The 18956-nt window shown below is 43.5% G+C and carries 18 protein-coding genes; 7 read left to right on the plus strand and 11 right to left on the minus strand.

The annotated features are described in order from the left end of the window. Positions 1–275: 275 nt before the first annotated feature. From R3P39_RS00125 to R3P39_RS00135, 3 genes are all read right to left on the minus strand, one after another. Entirely contained in the window at positions 276–902 is a 627-nt protein-coding gene (locus R3P39_RS00125; protein WP_336564984.1) for a hypothetical protein, read from the minus strand. Positions 903–1216: 314 nt separating this feature from the next. Next, positions 1217–1828 (minus strand): DUF3800 domain-containing protein, encoded by a 612-nt coding sequence (locus R3P39_RS00130; RefSeq protein ID WP_336564985.1) that lies wholly within the window; start codon positions 1826–1828, stop codon positions 1217–1219. 653 nt (positions 1829–2481) lie between these two features. Next, positions 2482–3678, minus strand: coding sequence for an alpha/beta hydrolase-fold protein (locus tag R3P39_RS00135; RefSeq protein WP_336564986.1), 1197 nt, complete (start codon positions 3676–3678; stop codon positions 2482–2484). A gap of 773 nt (positions 3679–4451) precedes the next feature. Here R3P39_RS00135 and R3P39_RS00140 point away from each other — a divergent pair. Together R3P39_RS00140 and R3P39_RS00145 are read left to right on the plus strand one after the other, a co-directional pair. Beyond that, positions 4452–4832 carry a VOC family protein gene (locus R3P39_RS00140; protein WP_336564987.1) on the plus strand — a complete coding sequence of 127 codons (381 nt, stop codon included), beginning with the start codon at positions 4452–4454 and terminating at the stop codon, positions 4830–4832. Between the two features lie 123 nt (positions 4833–4955). Then, the gene (locus tag R3P39_RS00145) at positions 4956–5513 is read left to right on the plus strand and encodes a GNAT family N-acetyltransferase (protein WP_336564988.1); all 558 of its coding nucleotides are present in this window, start codon (positions 4956–4958) and stop codon (positions 5511–5513) included. A 516-nt stretch (positions 5514–6029) separates the two neighbouring features. Here the strand turns inward: R3P39_RS00145 and R3P39_RS00150 are convergent. Both R3P39_RS00150 and dapA read right to left on the minus strand, forming a co-directional pair. Further along, entirely contained in the window at positions 6030–7313 is a 1284-nt protein-coding gene (locus R3P39_RS00150; protein ID WP_336564989.1) for a DEAD/DEAH box helicase, read from the minus strand. Positions 7314–7368: 55 nt separating this feature from the next. Then, positions 7369–8283 carry a 4-hydroxy-tetrahydrodipicolinate synthase gene (gene dapA / locus R3P39_RS00155; RefSeq protein ID WP_336564990.1) on the minus strand — a complete coding sequence of 305 codons (915 nt, stop codon included), beginning with the start codon at positions 8281–8283 and terminating at the stop codon, positions 7369–7371. Between the two features lie 175 nt (positions 8284–8458). Here dapA and R3P39_RS00160 point away from each other — a divergent pair, with 175 nt between their 5' ends. Next, positions 8459–9112, plus strand: a complete 654-nt coding sequence (locus R3P39_RS00160; RefSeq protein WP_336564991.1) for a DUF6058 family natural product biosynthesis protein — start codon at positions 8459–8461, stop codon at positions 9110–9112. Positions 9113–9139: 27 nt separating this feature from the next. Here R3P39_RS00160 and R3P39_RS00165 read toward each other — a convergent pair whose 3' ends face one another. Next, a complete protein-coding gene (locus R3P39_RS00165) occupies positions 9140–9394 on the minus strand; it encodes a hypothetical protein (protein ID WP_336564992.1) in 255 nt (84 codons plus the stop codon). Positions 9395–9755: 361 nt separating this feature from the next. On the opposite strand from R3P39_RS00165, the gene R3P39_RS00170 reads away from it, so the two are divergent. Both R3P39_RS00170 and ykgO read left to right on the plus strand, forming a co-directional pair. After that, a complete protein-coding gene (locus R3P39_RS00170; protein WP_336564993.1) occupies positions 9756–10013 on the plus strand; it encodes a type B 50S ribosomal protein L31 in 258 nt (85 codons plus the stop codon). A gap of 4 nt (positions 10014–10017) precedes the next feature. Further along, entirely contained in the window at positions 10018–10155 is a 138-nt protein-coding gene (gene ykgO, locus R3P39_RS00175) for a type B 50S ribosomal protein L36 (RefSeq protein WP_336564994.1), read from the plus strand. Positions 10156–10235: 80 nt separating this feature from the next. Here ykgO and R3P39_RS00180 read toward each other — a convergent pair whose 3' ends face one another. Further along, positions 10236–10628 carry a cytochrome b562 gene (locus R3P39_RS00180; protein WP_336564995.1) on the minus strand — a complete coding sequence of 131 codons (393 nt, stop codon included), beginning with the start codon at positions 10626–10628 and terminating at the stop codon, positions 10236–10238. Positions 10629–10726: 98 nt separating this feature from the next. Between R3P39_RS00180 and R3P39_RS00185 the strand changes: the two genes are divergently transcribed. Both R3P39_RS00185 and R3P39_RS00190 read left to right on the plus strand, forming a co-directional pair. After that, entirely contained in the window at positions 10727–11767 is a 1041-nt protein-coding gene (locus R3P39_RS00185) for an ABC transporter substrate-binding protein (RefSeq protein WP_336564996.1), read from the plus strand. A 156-nt stretch (positions 11768–11923) separates the two neighbouring features. Next, on the plus strand, positions 11924–13564 hold the full coding sequence (locus R3P39_RS00190) for a S8 family serine peptidase (protein ID WP_336564997.1): 1641 nt from the start codon (positions 11924–11926) through the stop codon (positions 13562–13564). 26 nt (positions 13565–13590) lie between these two features. On the opposite strand, the gene R3P39_RS00195 is transcribed toward R3P39_RS00190, so the two are convergent. The 4 genes from R3P39_RS00195 to ybaK all read right to left on the minus strand — a co-directional run bounded on the left by R3P39_RS00195 (position 13591) and on the right by ybaK (position 18495). After that, complete coding sequence (locus R3P39_RS00195; RefSeq protein WP_336564998.1) at positions 13591–14412, minus strand: DMT family transporter; 822 nt, start codon at positions 14410–14412, stop codon at positions 13591–13593. Then, complete coding sequence (locus tag R3P39_RS00200; RefSeq protein WP_336564999.1) at positions 14413–15351, minus strand: phosphotransferase; 939 nt, start codon at positions 15349–15351, stop codon at positions 14413–14415. It lies immediately after the preceding gene. A 177-nt stretch (positions 15352–15528) separates the two neighbouring features. After that, the gene (locus tag R3P39_RS00205) at positions 15529–17784 is read right to left on the minus strand and encodes an acyl-CoA dehydrogenase (RefSeq protein ID WP_336565000.1); all 2256 of its coding nucleotides are present in this window, start codon (positions 17782–17784) and stop codon (positions 15529–15531) included. Between the two features lie 252 nt (positions 17785–18036). After that, complete coding sequence (gene ybaK, locus R3P39_RS00210) at positions 18037–18495, minus strand: Cys-tRNA(Pro) deacylase (protein WP_336565001.1); 459 nt, start codon at positions 18493–18495, stop codon at positions 18037–18039. Between the last annotated feature and the right edge of the window lie 461 nt (positions 18496–18956).

The following is an 18956-nucleotide window of genomic DNA, read 5'->3' on the forward strand; positions in this document are numbered from 1 at the left end:
CTATTAGCGTTAAAATTGATTGCAGGCTAGAGCTACCGACTGTGATACTGTTATTCCCCTTGATTTTACTCGCTGTCTAAGCCGCGTGACTGAAATGTAAAGCCGGTCCCTTTGAATAAGATGATCTTTAGCTATATGCTTTAGTCACCAGATGCTTAGCTGACTGCATATCATTTGACACTAAGCAACTTTACAACAACTAAGAGTGGTAACGCTCAAATAACGGGCGAGGAACTTGGCTATAAATTTTGCCGTTGAGAGTCAACCAAAGTTTATTAGTCCACGTTATTTAGGTTGTTATGTATCTCCTGCTTTGATATACCTTTTAATTCTTTTGCAATATCTTGAGCCGAAGGGCTAACAAAAGCAAAGTACAAGCTAATTACACTGACCAAAGAACTTGCAACAGTTAATGTGTAAGCGATATTACTTTTTTTCTGGGTTTTCTTTTTATCTTCGAGCAACTGTTGGTATTTGGTCAGAATATTTGTGATTGGAGTTAACAAATGCTTGTCTGACTCGACATCTGATTTAGTTGTTAAAACTTGTAACCTAGATAAAGATGGTTTTACCTCATCTGGCATCGTGTCAAATGGTTCATTTTCTTGAATTTCAGCTACTAATTTATTTAAAGCGTCAAAAACCTCTTTATCTTCAATATCCCGGTAAACCCTGTATAAGGCTAATCTCGAGTTCGATGGTGACAGCCCGTAAGCTTGCCCAATTAATGTAATATCGTTAGATGAAAGATCAAAATTACTTTTAATTTTATTTTTTAGATCAGCTTCTAACTTTTTTATATTTTCTTTTCTTTTTCTAATTTCTACAACTGCAAAAGGAACGAATAAAATAATAAGAATTCCATAGATACCAAAAACAGTAAGAGACATTATATCAAACACTAAGCTAGATTCTCCTAAGTTACATAAGGCCACAATAAGCGGTGAGTAATACTAAATGTGAAACGAAGCCAAAATGAGCTAACTAATATGAATCCGACTTCATTACCTTGTTAAATGTCGCTAGCTCTTTCAAAATCTTCACGACTTATATTTGAAACTGATAAATTTATATTGATTGTTTTAGTTGCTGGAATGGATCTTGTTTCTATGGGGAAATGCCATATATTAAACATGCTATTAGGCATTGTGTCGTACGCTAACTGATCCCATCCTAAAATTGCGGCCATCCTCGATACTGCTATTTTTTTTGCTAATTACATTTGTGCACTTGGGTTTAAATATAAATGATACCCCGTATTAACTGCACCAGTTAAAATATCAACTGTCTGTAATCCCCAATGCAACTTTGAGTTTTCCATAGTGACATGTTCGATTCGTGAAGATGTAGGCAACTTTGCTAACATATGATTAGTTATGATTTGCATAACCTCATCTTGTTTAGCATACTTTGTACTTTTTTGATCAATGTAAACTTTGAAGTTAGCATTTAACCCTTTACTACTTTGGTTTAGAAGCTGATTGTAAGTTGTAAAAAATGCAGCTTCTTCATCCTTATGCCATTTTTTATAAGGTGCTTTTAAGACCGCTATTGCATGAAACGTACAAGGGCTGTTAATTATAAAGCGCAAAAGATCTAGACATAAATTAATTTGACCTGCGCTTTTTCTTACTTTTTCCCATTTTATTTCTCCCCTAACACCGCTAGTTTTATAGATTTCTTCTATATGATAGTTGAATTCATTCAAGTAGTTATTAGGGACATTTAAAATACCGATTGTATAGCATGGAGAACCTTTAGTTACTCCGCTTTCGTCGGCAAAAGAAGATACTTCTCTCATAGTTACACTCCATGTTTCTTTAGACATTTAACGCTTTAGTATAAATTCATAAGCAATATGCAAAGTCACTTGTTGAACTGGGCCACTACCTGCACGCAGCATCTTGCTGGTTTGGTTTATGATATGGGGATTTGCTTTTGCTGAGACGGTCAACTAAAACCGTTTTTATGGCACTAAGTGCTAAAACCTGACTCGATCCTTGCCTGAAAAAAGTTGTTTATGAGTATCATTAAACCCGCTTTTTCACGTTTTGGCAAGACTCCTTAGTTCTGGCGCAACCGAGTTTACTCTACCTATCAGACCCCACAAAAAATTCCTACTTTACTAAGAAGGTAATGACACCTTAGGAAATAGCGATAGCCGCCATTGATTGTTTCAACAATCAAATTATTAATAAAGTAAAACGGCAACCAACAGCAGCACCAACTCTCCGCTCATTACCCCCTCAAGTCAGCAGCCAATTAACTTATTTCGAGCCGGGTCAGCGCGAAATAGCATCGCAGGGCCAAGGACGGCTCTTACACGCTGGTAACGTTCAAACTTTCTACTGAGTTAATAATAATCTTTGAATTTAGCGGTGAAAAAATAAAGCGAATCCGCCACTATTTTTAAATGCCTTTCAATGCCCAATAAATAGACCACGTCAATGACTTAAGTGGTCTACTTTCATATTTGGATTATTACTCAGCGAGTAACTTAATTAGCCTCTCTTTTCGCGCTAAAAACACCTCGTAGCCATCATCGCCTGGAGACGACAAGGTAAGCGCTTTATTTACTTGTGCAAGAGAGGCTTGATATTGCTGGGCCGTTTCATAGCCATAAGCCAGGCCGTTGTAGGCATCAGCTTTGTTTGGATAAAGTGAAATGCCGTACTTAAATAACTTAATTGCCTCTTCCACATTACCCGAACTCACATGGTTGTAGCCAAGCGATCTGATGGCCACTTCTTGAGGTGCAATTGTTTCACCATGTTGGGCAGAAAGTTGTTGATAATACTTGGTAATAGAACTTAATTCACCGGTATAAGCATGGGCAGGCATTTGCACTGGTAAGAACAACTTTTGGTAGGCACTAAACATTCCGGCCCCAGACACTAGCCCATGCGGTACATTGTCGTAAACCTCACTGAAAAAACGCAGTCCTTCGGGTTGGTTATTAGCTAAAAAGTGCGCCATATCATCATACCTTTCGCGCATCACGCCGCCTTCATTACCAATGGCAATAAATAGAAAGTTATCTAATTGTTTGGTTTTGGAGATAAATGTTTTGGTGCTTTTTGCCGTTGCGCCATAGTTCCACCACACCGCCGGACTATAAGCAATATGCGCCTGAAATAAGTCAGGTTTTGCTTGCAAAGCGTACAATGCAAACGTGCCAGCAGTAGAAGCGCCAGCAAGCACTATAAAGTCGTGGGTGCGATAGCCTTGGTTTACAAAAGGAATAAGCTCGCTATCAATAAACTCTAAAAATTTTGCTGCACCACCGCCTATGTTCATCGGCCCAGCGGGCTCTTTATTCTTAGTTGGATAGAGATCGCGTAATCGCTCGGTGTTTTCAATGGCGACAATAATGACTTCTGGTGCCGCAGAAACGTTCGCTTCATGTAAACGCTCAAGCACTGAACTCATCAGTGGGAGATTTCCCTTACCATCCAGACGATAAATCACAGGGTATGTTTTATTGGGTTCGGAGTGATAACTTTTGGGAAGCTGGATCGTAACCGTGCGCACTTCATCCAGCACTGTTGATGTTAGAGTTTTAGTGTGTTGCTCATATCCTTTATTAGCTTTTTTATTAATCTCTGCCATTGCAGAGCACGAGAATAAAGCGGTAAAAAACACAACGTAAAACCATAAAGCTATTTTACCAATTTTCATTTTTATTATTCCATTTATATGATTTCGTTGATAAAGCTAGCATACAGACGAAAAGATTAATACAGGCAGGCTGCAATCCCGCAGTTGCTATTCTGGTTTTGGCAGCCTCCTCTATGAGTACTTTAGTCCAACAGTTCTTAAACAAAACTCATCGCCATTTAAACGGTTGGGGCTGAAAAATATGTAATCCCCGATTTGAGAGAAGTTAGTGATACAGGTTTTGAGTTCGTCGGGCCGAGAAAAGTTTGGGTTTTAAGCAGCCATAAAAATATTAGTTAGAAGTAATGCAAGCTACTCTATTAAAATCAGATGGTTTTTAGCTATATGTTTTGCTAAGTACTAATCTGCTTCATATCATCAGACAGTATGTTGTGCGCCAAAAGCGGACGTTCCAGAGATGAAGAGTACCGCTTGTCGTGATAATTAATAAACCCAGCAATCCATTTTAACTAGGTGCCAACAGACCGCAAAAAGTATTGTTTGGTTAGGATGTTATCTACGATTGAGTTTAAAAATGGAGAGCGTGTTTACATCATCATAGCTAGAATCTTGAGCTGTATATATACAGTTTGGTTACATTGCCTCTATAGTCAAGAAAACGAGCAAATGGGACGATTTCTACTTTTTTAAAAAAGGTGGTATTGCTAAAAATAATTATTTAGCAATAGGTTAAGATGTATGATAAAACTGGTTCAATCAGATAAACGACCCAGCCAATAGTAGAAAAACGATCCGTTGGGTCGATATTAAATTGTTATACGCTAGGAGTTTTAATGGAACTAAACCAGATTACTTTGCCAGTTAAAGACATGGACGATGCCGTTAACTTTTATCTAAAGCTTGGCTTCACTCAAATTGTTGATACGCCGCATTACTCTAGATTTTCTTGCCCAAAAGGAAGCTCAACTTTCTCCTTATCTCTTGAAACGGGTGAATTCGAAAACTGTTCTGTAATCTATTTCGAACATGAAAAACTTGATGAACTGTGTGCTGAGTTAGCTCAGAAAGGTTTTCAATTCGAACAACTACCGACGGAACAAAGATATCTTTGGAAAGAAGCCATACTTAAAGATCCGTCTGGAAATAAAATTAAACTTTACTGGGCAGGTGAGAACCGTTTAAATCCACCTTGGAAAGTCGAAAAACGCGTATAACAAACGCATTAAATCGCTCGCAAGCTCGCTGGGACGCTAACACGTGGGCTGCGTCACTTCGTTCCTAATTTAGCCCACGTGTTATCGCCCTTTATGCGGGTGTTATATTTCACGGAGGATTTAGTGCAATTCCCAGAACTTGAAACATCGCGTTTAAAGTTATCAGCTTTAAACGATAGTGATGGCAAAGCAGTATTTGAGTTATTTTCTGACCCATTAGTTACTCATTATTATGATCTAGAACCGTTTAGTGAGTTATCACAAGCACTAAAGCTGATCGAGTTTTTTCAATCACGGTTTGAGGAAGGTTCAGGTATCCGCTGGGCAATCCGCTTAAGAGAAACCAACCAACTGATAGGGACTTGCGGCTTTAATTCGTGGAACCCTAGAATGAAAAGTGCAGTGCTTGGTTATGACTTGATGCCTAACTTTTGGGGTAATGGTTATACAACTGAGGCTGTCCATAAAATTATCAATGCTGCATTTTCTGGAGAGCTTGCATGTGGTGAGCTTAACCGTATTCAAGGTGATACCGTCCCTGGAAATGATGCTTCAGAATCTGTTTTAAGAAAAATAGGCTTTAAAGAAGAAGGTCTACGACGTCAAAGTGGTTACTGGAAAAATCAGTTTCACGACCTTAAATGCTTTGGGCTTATAAGATCAGAGCTCAGTGAAATATAACAAACGCATCAAAATGGACGTCTAACAGTTGGCTGGCGCTCATTTTTCGCTAATTTTAGCCAACTGTTATCCGCACTTTATGCGGGCGATACCATAGCCTACTTCTGGCACACAGCTTTTCTTCATCTCTAACTCATTTATATCCAAAGATAAGTTAGTTCGACTGTCATTTGCTTCCTTAGAGCAGCTACAAGATTGTTGATTAGAAGCAAAAATCCGTCAGCAAACCTTCACGAGGACGAACAAACCCAAGACACCGAGACAAAAAAGTACAATAGTGAGTGTGATGTTTGGATCGCCCTTTCTTTTGATTACTTTTCTTTGGGCGTCACCGATGCGTAAGTCGGCGGCCATGGACGGGCGCAGAAACCCGTCACGAGGACAAAGTGCTATATACACCAAAGCATTAAAAGTGCCTGCCTTTTAAATGACTCTCAGCACTGCTGGTCACTTTTAAAAAAACAAAAACGCCAGCATATTTGCTGGCGTTTTTAATCAACTAAGCTAAAAAAGTGCTTACTTCTGCTTTTGCTGCTTACGCACCTTAGCAATACGAGAACGATTCTTTAATCGTGCTTCAGCACTGGCTTGGTTTGATGGCTTATTCACTCGCGCTTTACGGCGCTGGTGAGCCGGCTTTTTCTGAATGTTTTCCACCAACTTCTCGCGGTTTGCCACTTCGTAGCCCGGTAAATAATAACGCGGGATCTGTTGTTCGATTAGCTGCTCAATATGAATAAGATCCGACTCTTCTTCACGGCTAACAAAAGTAATGGCGTAGCCAAACTGACCCGCGCGACCTGTGCGGCCGATGCGGTGTACGTAATCCTCTGCCAAGTATGGCACATCGTAGTTCACCACCCGTGGCAGGCCAACGATATCTAAACCGCGTGCAGCTACCTCGGTGGCCACCATTACGCGTACTTTACCATCGGTAAACTCTCTAAGCGCGCGACGACGTGCCCCTTGTTTTTTATCGCCATGACAAACATTGGCTGCAATGCCGTCAAGCTGAAGCTCTTCAACGAGTTTGTCTGCGGTTTCTTTCATGTTGACGAACACCAGCACTTGTTGCCAGTTTTTCTTACCAATCAATTCCGACAGCAACTCGCGTTTGCGCTCTTCTTTTACTGGATAAACCACATGGCGAACGGTTTCAGCGGTACTGTTCTCGGGGGCGGCCTGAATTAATTTAGGGTTTTTTAACACCTGTTTGGCAAATTGCTTCATGGCTGAGGGGAAGGTGGCTGAGAACAGTAACAATTGCTTGTTTTCATCCACCAGCTCAATCACTTTTTGCATATCGTTAATAAAGCCCATGTCGAGCATGCGATCGGCTTCATCTAATACTAGGTGTTTTACGGCGTTTAAGGTGACATTGCCAAGGCGAATATGATCCAATAAGCGCCCAGGTGTGGCCACTAAAATATCTACCCCTTGCTTCAAGCGCTCAGCCTGACCATTGACGTTCACACCACCAAACAGAGCTTGTACTTTTAGGTCGGTGTACTTAGCAAAAGTGGCGCAATTTTTAGCGATTTGCTCTGCCAGCTCACGCGTAGGCGCTAAAATCAAAGCGCGCGGCATGGTTTGCTGCTCAGATTCAAGCAATTTATGAATAATTGGCAATGCAAACGCGGCGGTTTTTCCGGTTCCGGTTTGGGCAGTAGCAAGCACATCACTGCCTTGACGCACAGCTGGAATGGCCGCTTGCTGAATAGGCGTGAGCGTGTGGAAATCAATCTCTGTTAGTGCATCTAACAGCGGCTGGGGAAAACTAAATGATGAAAACGTTGCCATAATAACCTACGACCGAATCGAAAACGGTCGCAGATTATATCGGACTAATTCATTTTTAACAAAACTTAAGCAAGGTTTCGTCAATTAATTTTGGTGCATGACCAATGTAGTCACTTTCTGATAAGGCGTTAATTAGCTCAATGCCCTGCTGCTGTTGCTCTTTCGACAGTGGTACATACGGCAACCTAAATAGTGGGTTCACTGCACCGGTCATGATCAAAGCGCTATTAATGGCGATTGGGTTTGGCTCGCAGAACAACCAATTCATGAGTGGCTGTAGTGAGTCATTAAGAGCTTCGTTCGGCTTATCCATTAGTTGGCGGAACAGCCCTGGAATGAGGTTAGACGCCACGGAGATAACGCCGTGTGCTTGGCTTTTATGGCGGCTCTGGTGTGCTTCGTCGTCATTACCAGACCAACAAGCAATGCCTTTTGCCTCATAGTGGGCAATACGCTCGTCGCCAGCACACTCTTTCATGCCGACAAAGTTTTTATGTTTCGCCAGCGGCTCAATAAAGTCAGGAGTCAAGTCTTGCCCGGTACGACCAGGTACGTTGTAAATAAACGCCGGGCCAACGTCTAATAAGGCATCAAAATGGGCTTTTAGGCCTGCTGTTGAGGTTCTACCGTAATAAGGATTGATCTGTAAAGCACAGTCCATTCCCATGGCAAAGCCGTATTGTGTTGCCTTTACCGCTTCACGGGTGTTGTTGCTGCCGGTATTACCAATAATAAGAATACGACCAGAAAATTTACTCACTGAATGGGCAATAAGCATCAAGTGCTCTTCCCAGTTCATAAGCTGACCTTCACCTGTAGTGCCTGCCACCACAATGCCATCAACGCCTGCTTTTATTTGCGCTTCAACCAGCTGATCGTAAGTATCTAGGTCTACTTCGCCACTCATGGTGTAAGGCGTTTTAATCGCGGTGATTAAACTTGCTTTTTTAATAGTTTGAATTTGTTGCATAGTGCTTCTTTTACTCTTGCAGATGACTGCTATTTTTATCACAAAAAGACCCACGATCCGACCTAAATAGCACAGTAATTCGCCAAGTTTCTAACAATTTTTGCAAAAGGCTTGTGATTTGCTTAATGATCAAGCAAAATCACAATTACTGTATATTTATCCAGTTAAATAAATCATGAGCCTAACGTCATATTTAAATACCCATTTTTATACCGCATTGGAGCTGTGTAGTAGCCTTAAAATAGATGAAGAACAGTTATTTCAATGGCAGCAACACAGCTTATTTCCTAAAGCCAGTTATAGCATTCAAAACCAGCTAAATTGCAGCTCTTATTTTGGTTTTTACCAATGTGAAGAATACAGCGATTATTATGCCCGAGGTTTGCTGAACTGGGGCCAACTGCTGACCAAACACAAGGTCGATCAATCCAGTGTGGCGTTTGAGCTGTTTCAACAACGTTACTGTGAAGCGTTGGCAAAATGCGCTGAAAAAGGATTTACCACGGACGATCCGTGTTTTGGTGATGATTTAGCTGAGCACACGCAACAGGTGTGGCAACAGTTTTTGTGTAGTAAGTATGCCGTTATCAGTCAAAATGGCTTAGTTGAAGAAGCCCTCTACATCGACCTTGGCCGCGCCATTATTGACGACATTACCGAGGCAAGAACTGCAGCAACCATTCCACCGGAACAGCGCCAGGCCGTGCATAATGCCATTAAGTTGCTTAATAAAGCCTTGGCAGTAGACATACCGGTAGAGCAAACGGAATCGCTGCGCAGTAAATACATTGATCAGCTGATCCGCAAGTACGATCTCAGAATAAAGTAAAACCGACTTGCTGGTGTTTGCAACCTGCTAAATTTGCTGCTCTAAGTGCGAGCGAATGATTTCAAACGCCTTTAGCACTTTAAGCTGATCAGGACACAAACTGTCGTACCAGGCATCGAATAGCTCGTCGTCTTGCTCACTGAGGGTTTGATACTGGGCTAATAGGGTGACAATATCACTGTGAGTACAGCTCAGAGAATCCAGCTCTTGTTGCAAGGCACTGTCGTCATTACTTTGTAATTTGGCCAAAATGGAGTTATCTAACTCTGCTTGTTTATCCATAATAAATGCTCGATATATTGTTATTATAATGAAGGCACCCACACAACCGCGTTGGTGTCGTCAAAATTTGTCCATTAGGTTAACTGCGAGTTTGCCGTCGCTTTGTACTACCCTTCACTACTAGTTATAACAGGCAAATTTGACTAAAGTAAGTCTCTTGTGCTCGATTGCTCAAGATGCGTTCAGTTTTACTGGCAAGCGCTCAATAATCCGCCGCTATTCTTGGTAATTTCCCCAATTTTGCTCCTAACAATTGCGCCTGAAGTATCCAACCAGAAAAAGTAATTGAGAATCGTTGTTATCTACTATATATTATGGCCTCAATTGATACATTGTAACATATCATTTTATAGGAGCTTTTATGAAACCCAATATTCACCCTGACTACGGCCTGGTTGCCTTTCACGACACCGCGGTAGACAAATACTTTATTGTTGGCTCAACCATCAAATCAAGCAGAACCGTTGAGCTCGATGGTAAAACCTATCCTTATGTTCCTATTGATGTTTCTAGTGCATCACACCCATTTTATACCGGTAAACAAAAACTGGTTGCCAGTGACGGACGAGTGGCACAGTTTAATCGTCGCTTTAAAAACCTAGGCAGCAAAAAGGCCTAACGCCATGAAAGTACTGAGTTCACTGAAAAGTGCGAAATCCAGGCCCGGCTGCCAAGTGGTAAAACGCCGCGGTCGTGTTTTTGTCATTTGTAAAAGCAACCCGCGGTTTAAAGCAGTGCAAGGAAAGAAAAGCCGAAAGTAATACTAGGCAAGATCAAGCAAGATTACGGTTGTTGAGAACAGCAAAGACAGTGTCGTTAATGCACTGTCTTTGCTTTGTCGTTAGCTTCCAAATAACAGTTCCCAGAAGCTGGGTGGCTCATGGAGTTCGTGATAGTGTTTACGTAACTCATCAATTTTAGCAATTCGTGCTCTGGCCTTATCTGGCTGCCCTTGCTGAATATCACCCAGTGCTGAATCAATGGTATTGATCACCTTATCCAAACCCTGCTGCGACTGCTTAGCGACATCCGTTTTAAAGTGAAAATTTTTGCTACTTTCAGCCAGTGTTTTCATTTTAACCAGCGCGGTTTGCAGCTCCTCGGTTGAGCTGGATTTCACCGCGAGTTTATACTGGTGGCCCATTTTTTTCATGGTTTGATTTAGCTCACTGCCCTCTTGGGCCAACCCCATGTGCGAACACATTAGTACTAACAATACTGCGATATATCTCATTTTACCCCCAAAGATTGAAACGCCATTATACTGCATAATTCGCACAGCCTGAACACTTGGGTCTACACTGGTAATGTCTGAAGTTAAAAATCGAACCTATGCTTAAAATTATCATAATTGTTAGTGCATTATTGCTATCTGGAATTAGCCTTGCGAGCCCTATAGCGGTTGAGTTTATCAATCCAGGGCATGAGAGCGATAATGCTACTGGGCATTTCTGGCCTAATGTAAGTAAGGTCATGGAAACGGCCGCAGCGGATTTAAACATTCAGCTATCGGTTAAATACGCAAAACGTAACCATATCGTGATGAAATCATTGGTTAAAGCCGCGCTAAACGGTAATTCTGACTACCTTATTTTAGTCAATGAAAAAGCCAGTGTGATCCCGCTGTTACTTAAGGAAAAGGCCAATAATAAAAAACTGTTGTTTTTGCTTAACGGCCCATCTGCTGAGCAAAACGCCAAGTTACATCAGGCTGGCTATCAAGTGCTCGGCAGCATTGTCCCTGACAATTTTCAAGCCGGCTTTACCCTAATGGCTGAGCTTAGCAAAAAAGCCTCTGCAACTAAGGCCGAGCAAGGGGTATTGGCTTTGTTAGGCGATGTTGCCACACCGGCAGCACTCGACAGACAAAAAGGCATGAATGCTTTTGTTAGTAAGCATGAACATCTACAGCTGCTTGCGCAAGTAAACAGTCATTGGTCACAGCAAGATGCTTATCGCATCACCAAAGCTTGGTTAACTCGGGCGCCGGAACTAACCATCGTTTGGGCAGCCAACGATCCTATGGCCTATGGTGCACTACAAGCAGCTCTTGACCTTGACCGCACTATCACGGTGGGTGGTGTTAACTGGGACTCCCCAATAGCCAAGCAATTGGATGTTTCTATGGGAGGCCACGTGCTCCTCGGTGCCTATGCCCTAGTGCAACTGCGCGCCTTTCACTTAAATCAGAGCGAGATTGGCTTGCATAGGCTGGCTATTTTTAGGCCACTGCAAGAACAGTACTGGCCACTTTATGAAGCTTTACATGGCAACTTTCCAAAACACCTGGACTTTTTACGTTACATTAACAATAACAACCGCTTCACCATCAAAGATATAAATGAATCAATAATACGCAATGAAGTGCATTAGCTCTGCTTAATTTATCACCTAGGGTTACGTATAAGCTCATAATTCACTCTTTATAACTTAACTATGCAAACCAAGTTTGTCTTATTAACGCGCCATTGACAGCGCTATCATTACCTGCTTTAGTTACAAAGGTAAACAACATGTAAAGGTGAAAAAATGAAAAAACATTATTTAACTAAAGTAATTGCCCTATCCACCATCAGTGCGAGCATTATTGCTAATCTCGCTATGGCACAGGCAGATCAACGCGTGATCGTTACCTTGCAAAAACAAGCGATGCCAACAGCACAACCGGTGCAAGTGAGCGCACAAGCTTTGGCGCAATTTAAAACCCAAGCATTAAGGCAACAAGCCTACAGCGTGATGGGTACTAGCGACGTTGAAGCTTTGCCCAGCATTAATGCTTATGTCGCACACGCGTCAGATGAGCAAATCGCGGCATTAAAGTCTAACCCAAGTGTCGCCATGGTAGAGCTTGATCCCAAGCGCTATTTACCTGCCATTACCCCTTGGGCTATCGAGCCGCAAGCAGAAACCATTCCTTATGGCATTAGCATGGTGCAAGCAGATCAACTCTCCGATAGCGCCAGCGGCAATAGCAAAGTGTGCATTATGGACACCGGCTATACCCTAGGTCACCCTGATCTACCCAATACGGGGATCACAGGAGACGATGGCTATGGCAGCCATAATACCGGCGTTTGGAGTAACGATGGCAATGGCCACGGCACCCATGTTGCCGGTACTATCGCCGCTCTTGGAGGTAATAACACTGGCGTGGTTGGAGTTAACCCATCAGGTCAACTGGGTCTGCACATTGTTAAGGTGTTTAACGATCAGGGAAGCTGGGCTTACGGCTCAGATCTGATTAAAGCCATTGAGCAGTGTCAGCAAGCTGGGGCTAATATCACCAGCATGAGTCTCGGTGGCAGTGGTAGCTCCATCGCCGAACGTAATGCCTTTAGTCAGAGTTATCAAAGTGGCATGTTGCACATTGCCGCAGCAGGAAACGCTGGCAATAGCTCCCTCAGTTACCCAGCCTCTTACGATGCTGTCGTCTCAGTTGCTGCGGTCAATAGCTCCGAGAGCAAAGCGTCGTTTTCGCAGTATAATAGTCAAGTTGAAATTGCCGGCCCAGGGGTGAACGTTAACTCCACCTGGAATAACAATGGCTATCGCAGTATCAGTGGTACCTCCATGGCCACACCCCATGTTTCGGGTGTCGCCGCGTTAGTGTGGGGGCAGTTTCCACAATGTAGCGCAGAGCGTATTCGCCAAGTGTTAAACACCACCGCCAAAGACAAAGGCCAAGCGGGCCGTGATACCTCCTATGGTTATGGTATTGTTCAAGCCAAAGCGGCGGTCGATTACCTAAACGCCAATGGCTGCAATGGCGAGCCCTCTGAACCAATTGCAAATTTCAGTTACAGCACCGATGGCTTAACGGTATCTTTCACTAATCAATCAAGTAGAGGCAACTACACGTGGCAATTTGGTGATGGCACCAGCAGTAACCAAGCAAACCCTACACATAGCTACAGTGCCGCAGGGACTTACCAGGTGAGTTTAACCGTCAGTGATGATAACAACCGCAGTAATACGGCTACGCAACAAATAACCGTATCAGAGCAATCCGGTGGCTGTAGTGGCGTTGCCAACTGGAATGCGACCACACACTATGTGGTAGGCGATAAAGTGGCATACCAAGGATTTGAATACAGTGCCATCCATTGGTCACGTGGCGCTGAGCCCGATGTCTTCTCTAACGTTTGGCGTAAGGGAGCGGCCTGTAACTAGAGCGCTTAAGGCACTGAGCCTACTTCTTAGCTCAGTGCCAATACCACACTGCACACTAAAATCACGCTGATCATTTGCCACTCTCGAGGCCGCATAGCTTCTTTAAAACACCAAACGCCGAGCAAACTGGCGCTAACAATGCCAATGGCACGCTTTAACCCTTCCACTAAACCAGGTTGTACTGTACTTAGTGCCTGCATTTGCAAAATCACGGCCGCAGCAAACACCGCTGCCGAAACCAGCCAAGTGAGGCCATGACGACGTAACTGTAATCCTCTTAACTTAGGCCTTAACACCACTAAGTTAACAAAGAACACCATAAACGTGATAAAGCCGGCATGAAATGACAAGCTACTAAATTGCAGAGCTTGTTTATCAAACACGATGCATAAGCCCCAACACAAAGAGGTGATGGCCACCTGCTTGGCACCAGGCTCATGAAATGAAAAGCGCCCGCCTTGTAGGAAAAATGAAGCCACCACAATGGCGCCTATGAGGCTCCATTGCAGCAGTGTTAGCGGCTCACTTAGCAAAACCCAAGCAAAAACACCCGCTAAGGCCGGAGTAATAGACAACAGCGGCAATACCACGGCCATTCTGCCAAGCGCTAACGCTTGAATAAAGTTGACACTGCCAATGGCCGCTAATACGCCACTGGCCAGTGCTGGAATGAGATAATTTTGACTGGGCAAGCTGGGGTTGGTGGTAAGCCAATACACTACATAGACAGGCAATACGAGTACGCTGAATAATACTGACATCTGGGCCGCACTGTAATGACTTGCAAGACGTTTACGAAAAAAATCAAATGCCGCCCAATTTAATGCGCTTAACAACGCCACTCCCATTTAGACTCCTTTTAAAGCCAGCTCTGCTTGAAACTTCATGTAGTCATTAATTTTAAAGTGATCTGGCTTCCAACCCAATAAAAAACGATAAAAATCAGCCCATACCACAGGCCAAAGAGCACGCCACTCACTGAGTAGCTCAGCAATATCAAGGGACGCCACTTTGCCGAGTAACTCCAACCTCAAAGTGTCTAAATATAAGGTTAAGTATTCGTCTGCATGCATTAACTGCTCGTGTTCATCGAGCACCGAGGTCAATAGCAACATCAAGTCGGCCACCCCTACCCCTTTACCGACATACTGAAAATCAAAGCCTAAAACTTCATCGCCATGAAAGGCAAAATTAGCTAACTTGGCATCGCCATGTAGCCAAGTTTGCCAGCGACTTTGCTTAATTTTCTTGGCTAATAACGGCGCGGCTTCTTTCATGCTCCCCGGCGCCATACGCTGCAGCTCATCAGGGCGAGTATCTAAATGCCAATAATTGCCCTGTGACCACACATGCTCCGCCGGACTTTGCAAAAAGTGCGCGTGAAACTTGGCCAACCAAGTGATCACCGCGAGCAATTGTGACTGTGAAGGGGAGTCAACTTGCACAAAGCCTTGCGCTGAAAAGTCGCGCAGTACCATGTAGTCGATGTCGCCATGCTTGCCTTCACCAAGGTAATTGGCGGTATTACAAGGATGGAGTAACTCTATGGCATGGTATTTGTAGAAATTTCGCTCTACTTCATAGGACTTTGCTTTACGTTGCAACGCCTGAGTTGATTGCGCAATGCGGCGATGTTCAATGTGACTGGGCACCTGGGTGCGTTTTATGGCTAATCTGCCAGCGTCATGATCAATAAACAACATGTCGCCACAACCACTCCACAGTTGTTGCTCTTGTTGTTCAGCGATAGGCGCAGAGATCACCTTAGTGGGAATGTCAATTTTCACTGTGATACACCTATTTAATTATACTGTACAGCGTATCTCTTTAACCACTCAGCCAGTAAGCAAACAGATCCACTGTGTTTCAACATTATAGCTGTATTTATTATCATTACCTAACATGAAAAAGCCCTTAACCAAACGGTTAAGGGCTATTACGTTTTCCGCTAAAAAGTGTGGTACTTAGTTGTTAACTGCCTGCTTAAACGTTTCTTTCGCCGTCTCTTCGGTAAGTAGATTCATATCAAAATCAAACTCGTCCACTCGGATAGCTTTTTCACGTTTGCGGTTGTAGTCAACTAACTTCGCATACTCTTCTTCAGTGATAAGGTTAGCCACAAGTGCGTTGTCTAGCGTTTGCTCAAATCTCACACCTGGTTGCACTTCGCGCTTACGAATGGCGCGCTTAACCTTAGTCAGTAGCTCTAAGCAACCCATCTTGGCTTTGTAAGCTTGCTCATTGATGTCATGACCGTCACCTGCTGTTGGCTTCACAAGGTGAGTTAACTGCGCTTTAAATGGCGTATCCATTTGTGCTGCCGCAGCCAGCTCACGCACCATATCATCATTGATCTTCGGCATTTGCTTACCACTGAACTGTAACGTGATGGTGCGCATAAAGCGGCGTGCACCAGTGGCCGGGAAGTTATCCAAGAATTTATGTAAGGCTTCTTCGGCACTGGTTAAAGCATGACGAGTGGCGTAGTGGAAATAAGGCGCAGCTTGCTCGCGCTGAGCTACCGCTACTTTTTGCTCATAATACTTAATCGATGCCATGGCCGCGTATAAATGACTCATTACATCACCTAAACGCGCTGACAACATTTCTGCCTGCTTCAGCTTGCCGCCTAAAACCAATAGCGAGAAGTCAGCGTAAACAGCAAGTTTTGCCGCTAAGCGGTGTGCTGCTTTTTCATAAGCACGCACTTCCGGTAGTGATGACTTCGCTTCAGCAGTAAATGGCATTAAGCCGTATTTAAATGCTCTTAAGCTATTGGCAACACTGTAACCTACCGTTTTGGTCAGGATACCGCGGAACTGGCTGTCGGCATTTTTCTCTTCACTGTGGATAGACTCAACCATAGACTGCAGGTACGGGTGACAACGCATCACACCTTGACCGAAAATCATTAGGTTGCGAGTCAGAATGTTAGCCCCTTCCACTGTAATGGCAATCGGCTGCGCAACATAACCACTTGCTAAGGTATTTTGTGGACCATTTTGAATCGCTTTACCCGCAAGAATGTCCATCGCTGAGTCGAGTACGTCACGACCAGTCTCTGTCATGTGGTACTTTGCAATCGCCGTTACCACAGAAGGTTTAAAGCCCATGCCTAAGCCTTCTGTGGTCAACACTCGCATGGCTTCTTGCATGTAGGTTTTACCAGCGATATCTGCTAGTTTCTCTTGAATACCTTCAAATTGACCAATAGATAAACCAAATTGCTCACGCACAGCAGCGTATTCTGATGCCGATTTTAGTGCTACTTGGCTGGTTGATACACCGAGTGCAGGAAGAGAAATACCGCGGCCAGCGCCTAAGCAGCTTACTAGCATCTGCCAACCACGACCGATGTTCTTCTGGCCACCGATGATAAACTCCATCGGAATAAATACTTTTTCACCGCGAGTAGTACCGTTGTAAAAACGCACACCCATAGGGTCGTGACGGTTACCTAATTGCACACCTGGGTGGTCATGCGGGATAAGGGCACAGGTGATACCCAACTCTTTTTTACCGCCTAGTAACCCTTCTGGATCAAGCACTTTAAAGGCTAAGCCAAGCACAGTAGCAATTGGTGCTAGCGTGATATAACGTTTGTCCCAAGTGATCTCAAGACCCAAGACCTCTTCACCATTGAAGGTGCCTTTCTTAACAATACCTTGGTCTGGAATTCCGCCAGCATCGGAACCGGCTTCTGGGCTAGTTAAGGCAAAACATGGAATATCACGACCGTTGGCAAGGCGAGGTAGATAATGCGCTTGCTGCTCTTTGGTACCATAGTGCAATAACAGCTCGCCTGGACCTAACGAGTTAGGAACCATAACCGTTACTGCCACCGCTGATGATTTTGTTGCGATGGTACCAACGATGGTTGAGTTGGCGTAAGGGCTAAACTCTAAACCACCGTACTCTTTAGGAATGATCAAAGAAAAGAAGCGTTCTTTTTTCAAAAATTCTAAAATATGCTCTGGTAAATGCTTACCATTTTGAATTTCTGAATCGTCAATCATGCCCATTAGTTCTTTTACCGGGCCTTCAAGAAACGCCTGCTCTTCAGCACTTAATTTGGCTTCCGGCACTGCTCTTAGCGCAGTGAAGTCTGGTTTGCCTTGATAAATAGAACCCTCAAGCCAAACATCACCCGCATCGAGTGCCTCTTGCTCTGTTGTTGAAATGCTAGGGAGGATTTTTCGTAAATTCGTTCTTAAGCTCATAGTAAACTCATCCGACCAGATAAATATACTTACATTACGGCATAAAAATTCGTTTAGATCAATTACTCTATTTAACTTTTTAACGCCTTTTTTACGGTATTAGCGTCGATTTCATATAAAAAACTGGAAAATTAATAGCTTACAGCTGTACGCTGAATGTGATTTTTTGTTTGGGATAAAGCAAAAAATTACGCAAAAGACACTAGGTGAAGTGCAATTTAGCGCATTGATGGCATAGCTTGGGGGTAGCGATTAAAAATGACTGCGCTTAGCGTCACACAGTTGCGCAAAAATGAGCGGTGATACGGCCACTTCAAGGCCTCTTCTACCGGCACTGACATACACTTTTTCATACTCGAAAGCACTGGCATGCACCCAGGTTGGCAGGCGTTTTTTTTGCCCAAAAGGGCTGATCCCACCAATTACATAACCACTTGATTTCTCGGCAAGTGATTGCTCGGCTAACTGGGCTTTTTTGCCGCCACAGGCTTTAGCAAAGGCTTTCAGATCAACCTGCTTGGTAGCGGGAGAAATGGCCACATGCAGCTTGCCATCGACGCTTAATAACAAGGTTTTAAACACTTGCTGCTGCGCTAAACCCAACTTGTTTACCGCCTCGTTAGCAAAGTCATTGTCGTTTGGGTCGTGGCTAAATTGTAACACTTCAAATTCCACTCGTGCCTTTTTCAGTGCCTTTATTGCTGGCGTCATATTCAATCCCTAAATGATGAAAGTTGTTTTGAGCTGTCATATTAATAACAAACGCATGCGAAAATAAATAGTAATAATGACTATTGTCTTAGTCATGGATTGGTGAAGGTCTGCACAAAGTAAAAATCGCCAAGCTCTTTTTATTGCTGAGTGACAATCTGCACTATACTTAGTGTAATTCGCTTTTTACACGCTTAGCGTTATCAGCAGCCAAGTGCTCAACCCAGCGCCTCCTGCTAACGACTCTAGCGCAAAATGGTGCGAATTGGTATTACTATGCCAGCCTTTAGATCAGGGTTCTCGCTGGCATAAACCATTGACTATCAAGGTGAGTAACCAGACTATGCAAGTGTTAAGATATGCCTCATGTCTTATTGCACTGTATATGGGCATAGCACTCCTTTGCCAAGAATATCAGGATTGGCGCATTGGACAAGTATGCGACAGTAAATGCTATCGCT

Origin of the sequence: Pseudoalteromonas sp. UG3-2 (assembly GCF_037120705.1) — a bacterium.
Lineage (GTDB): Bacteria > Pseudomonadota > Gammaproteobacteria > Enterobacterales > Alteromonadaceae > Pseudoalteromonas.

Excerpts from the sequence above, each read along its gene's own strand:
- R3P39_RS00130 (WP_336564985.1), bottom strand. The coding sequence starts at position 1,828 with ATGTCTAAAGAAACATGGAGTGTAACTATGAGAGAAGTATCTTCTTTT.
- R3P39_RS00135 (WP_336564986.1), bottom strand. The coding sequence starts at position 3,678 with ATGAAAATTGGTAAAATAGCTTTATGGTTTTACGTTGTGTTTTTTACC.
- R3P39_RS00140 (WP_336564987.1), top strand. The coding sequence starts at position 4,452 with ATGGAACTAAACCAGATTACTTTGCCAGTTAAAGACATGGACGATGCC.
- R3P39_RS00150 (WP_336564989.1), bottom strand. The coding sequence starts at position 7,313 with ATGGCAACGTTTTCATCATTTAGTTTTCCCCAGCCGCTGTTAGATGCA.
- dapA (WP_336564990.1), bottom strand. The coding sequence starts at position 8,283 with ATGCAACAAATTCAAACTATTAAAAAAGCAAGTTTAATCACCGCGATT.
- R3P39_RS00160 (WP_336564991.1), top strand. The coding sequence starts at position 8,459 with ATGAGCCTAACGTCATATTTAAATACCCATTTTTATACCGCATTGGAG.
- R3P39_RS00165 (WP_336564992.1), bottom strand. The coding sequence starts at position 9,394 with ATGGATAAACAAGCAGAGTTAGATAACTCCATTTTGGCCAAATTACAA.
- R3P39_RS00170 (WP_336564993.1), top strand. The coding sequence starts at position 9,756 with ATGAAACCCAATATTCACCCTGACTACGGCCTGGTTGCCTTTCACGAC.
- ykgO (WP_336564994.1), top strand. The coding sequence starts at position 10,018 with ATGAAAGTACTGAGTTCACTGAAAAGTGCGAAATCCAGGCCCGGCTGC.
- R3P39_RS00180 (WP_336564995.1), bottom strand. The coding sequence starts at position 10,628 with ATGAGATATATCGCAGTATTGTTAGTACTAATGTGTTCGCACATGGGG.
- R3P39_RS00185 (WP_336564996.1), top strand. The coding sequence starts at position 10,727 with ATGCTTAAAATTATCATAATTGTTAGTGCATTATTGCTATCTGGAATT.
- R3P39_RS00190 (WP_336564997.1), top strand. The coding sequence starts at position 11,924 with ATGAAAAAACATTATTTAACTAAAGTAATTGCCCTATCCACCATCAGT.
- R3P39_RS00195 (WP_336564998.1), bottom strand. The coding sequence starts at position 14,412 with ATGGGAGTGGCGTTGTTAAGCGCATTAAATTGGGCGGCATTTGATTTT.
- R3P39_RS00205 (WP_336565000.1), bottom strand. The coding sequence starts at position 17,784 with ATGAGCTTAAGAACGAATTTACGAAAAATCCTCCCTAGCATTTCAACA.
- ybaK (WP_336565001.1), bottom strand. The coding sequence starts at position 18,495 with ATGACGCCAGCAATAAAGGCACTGAAAAAGGCACGAGTGGAATTTGAA.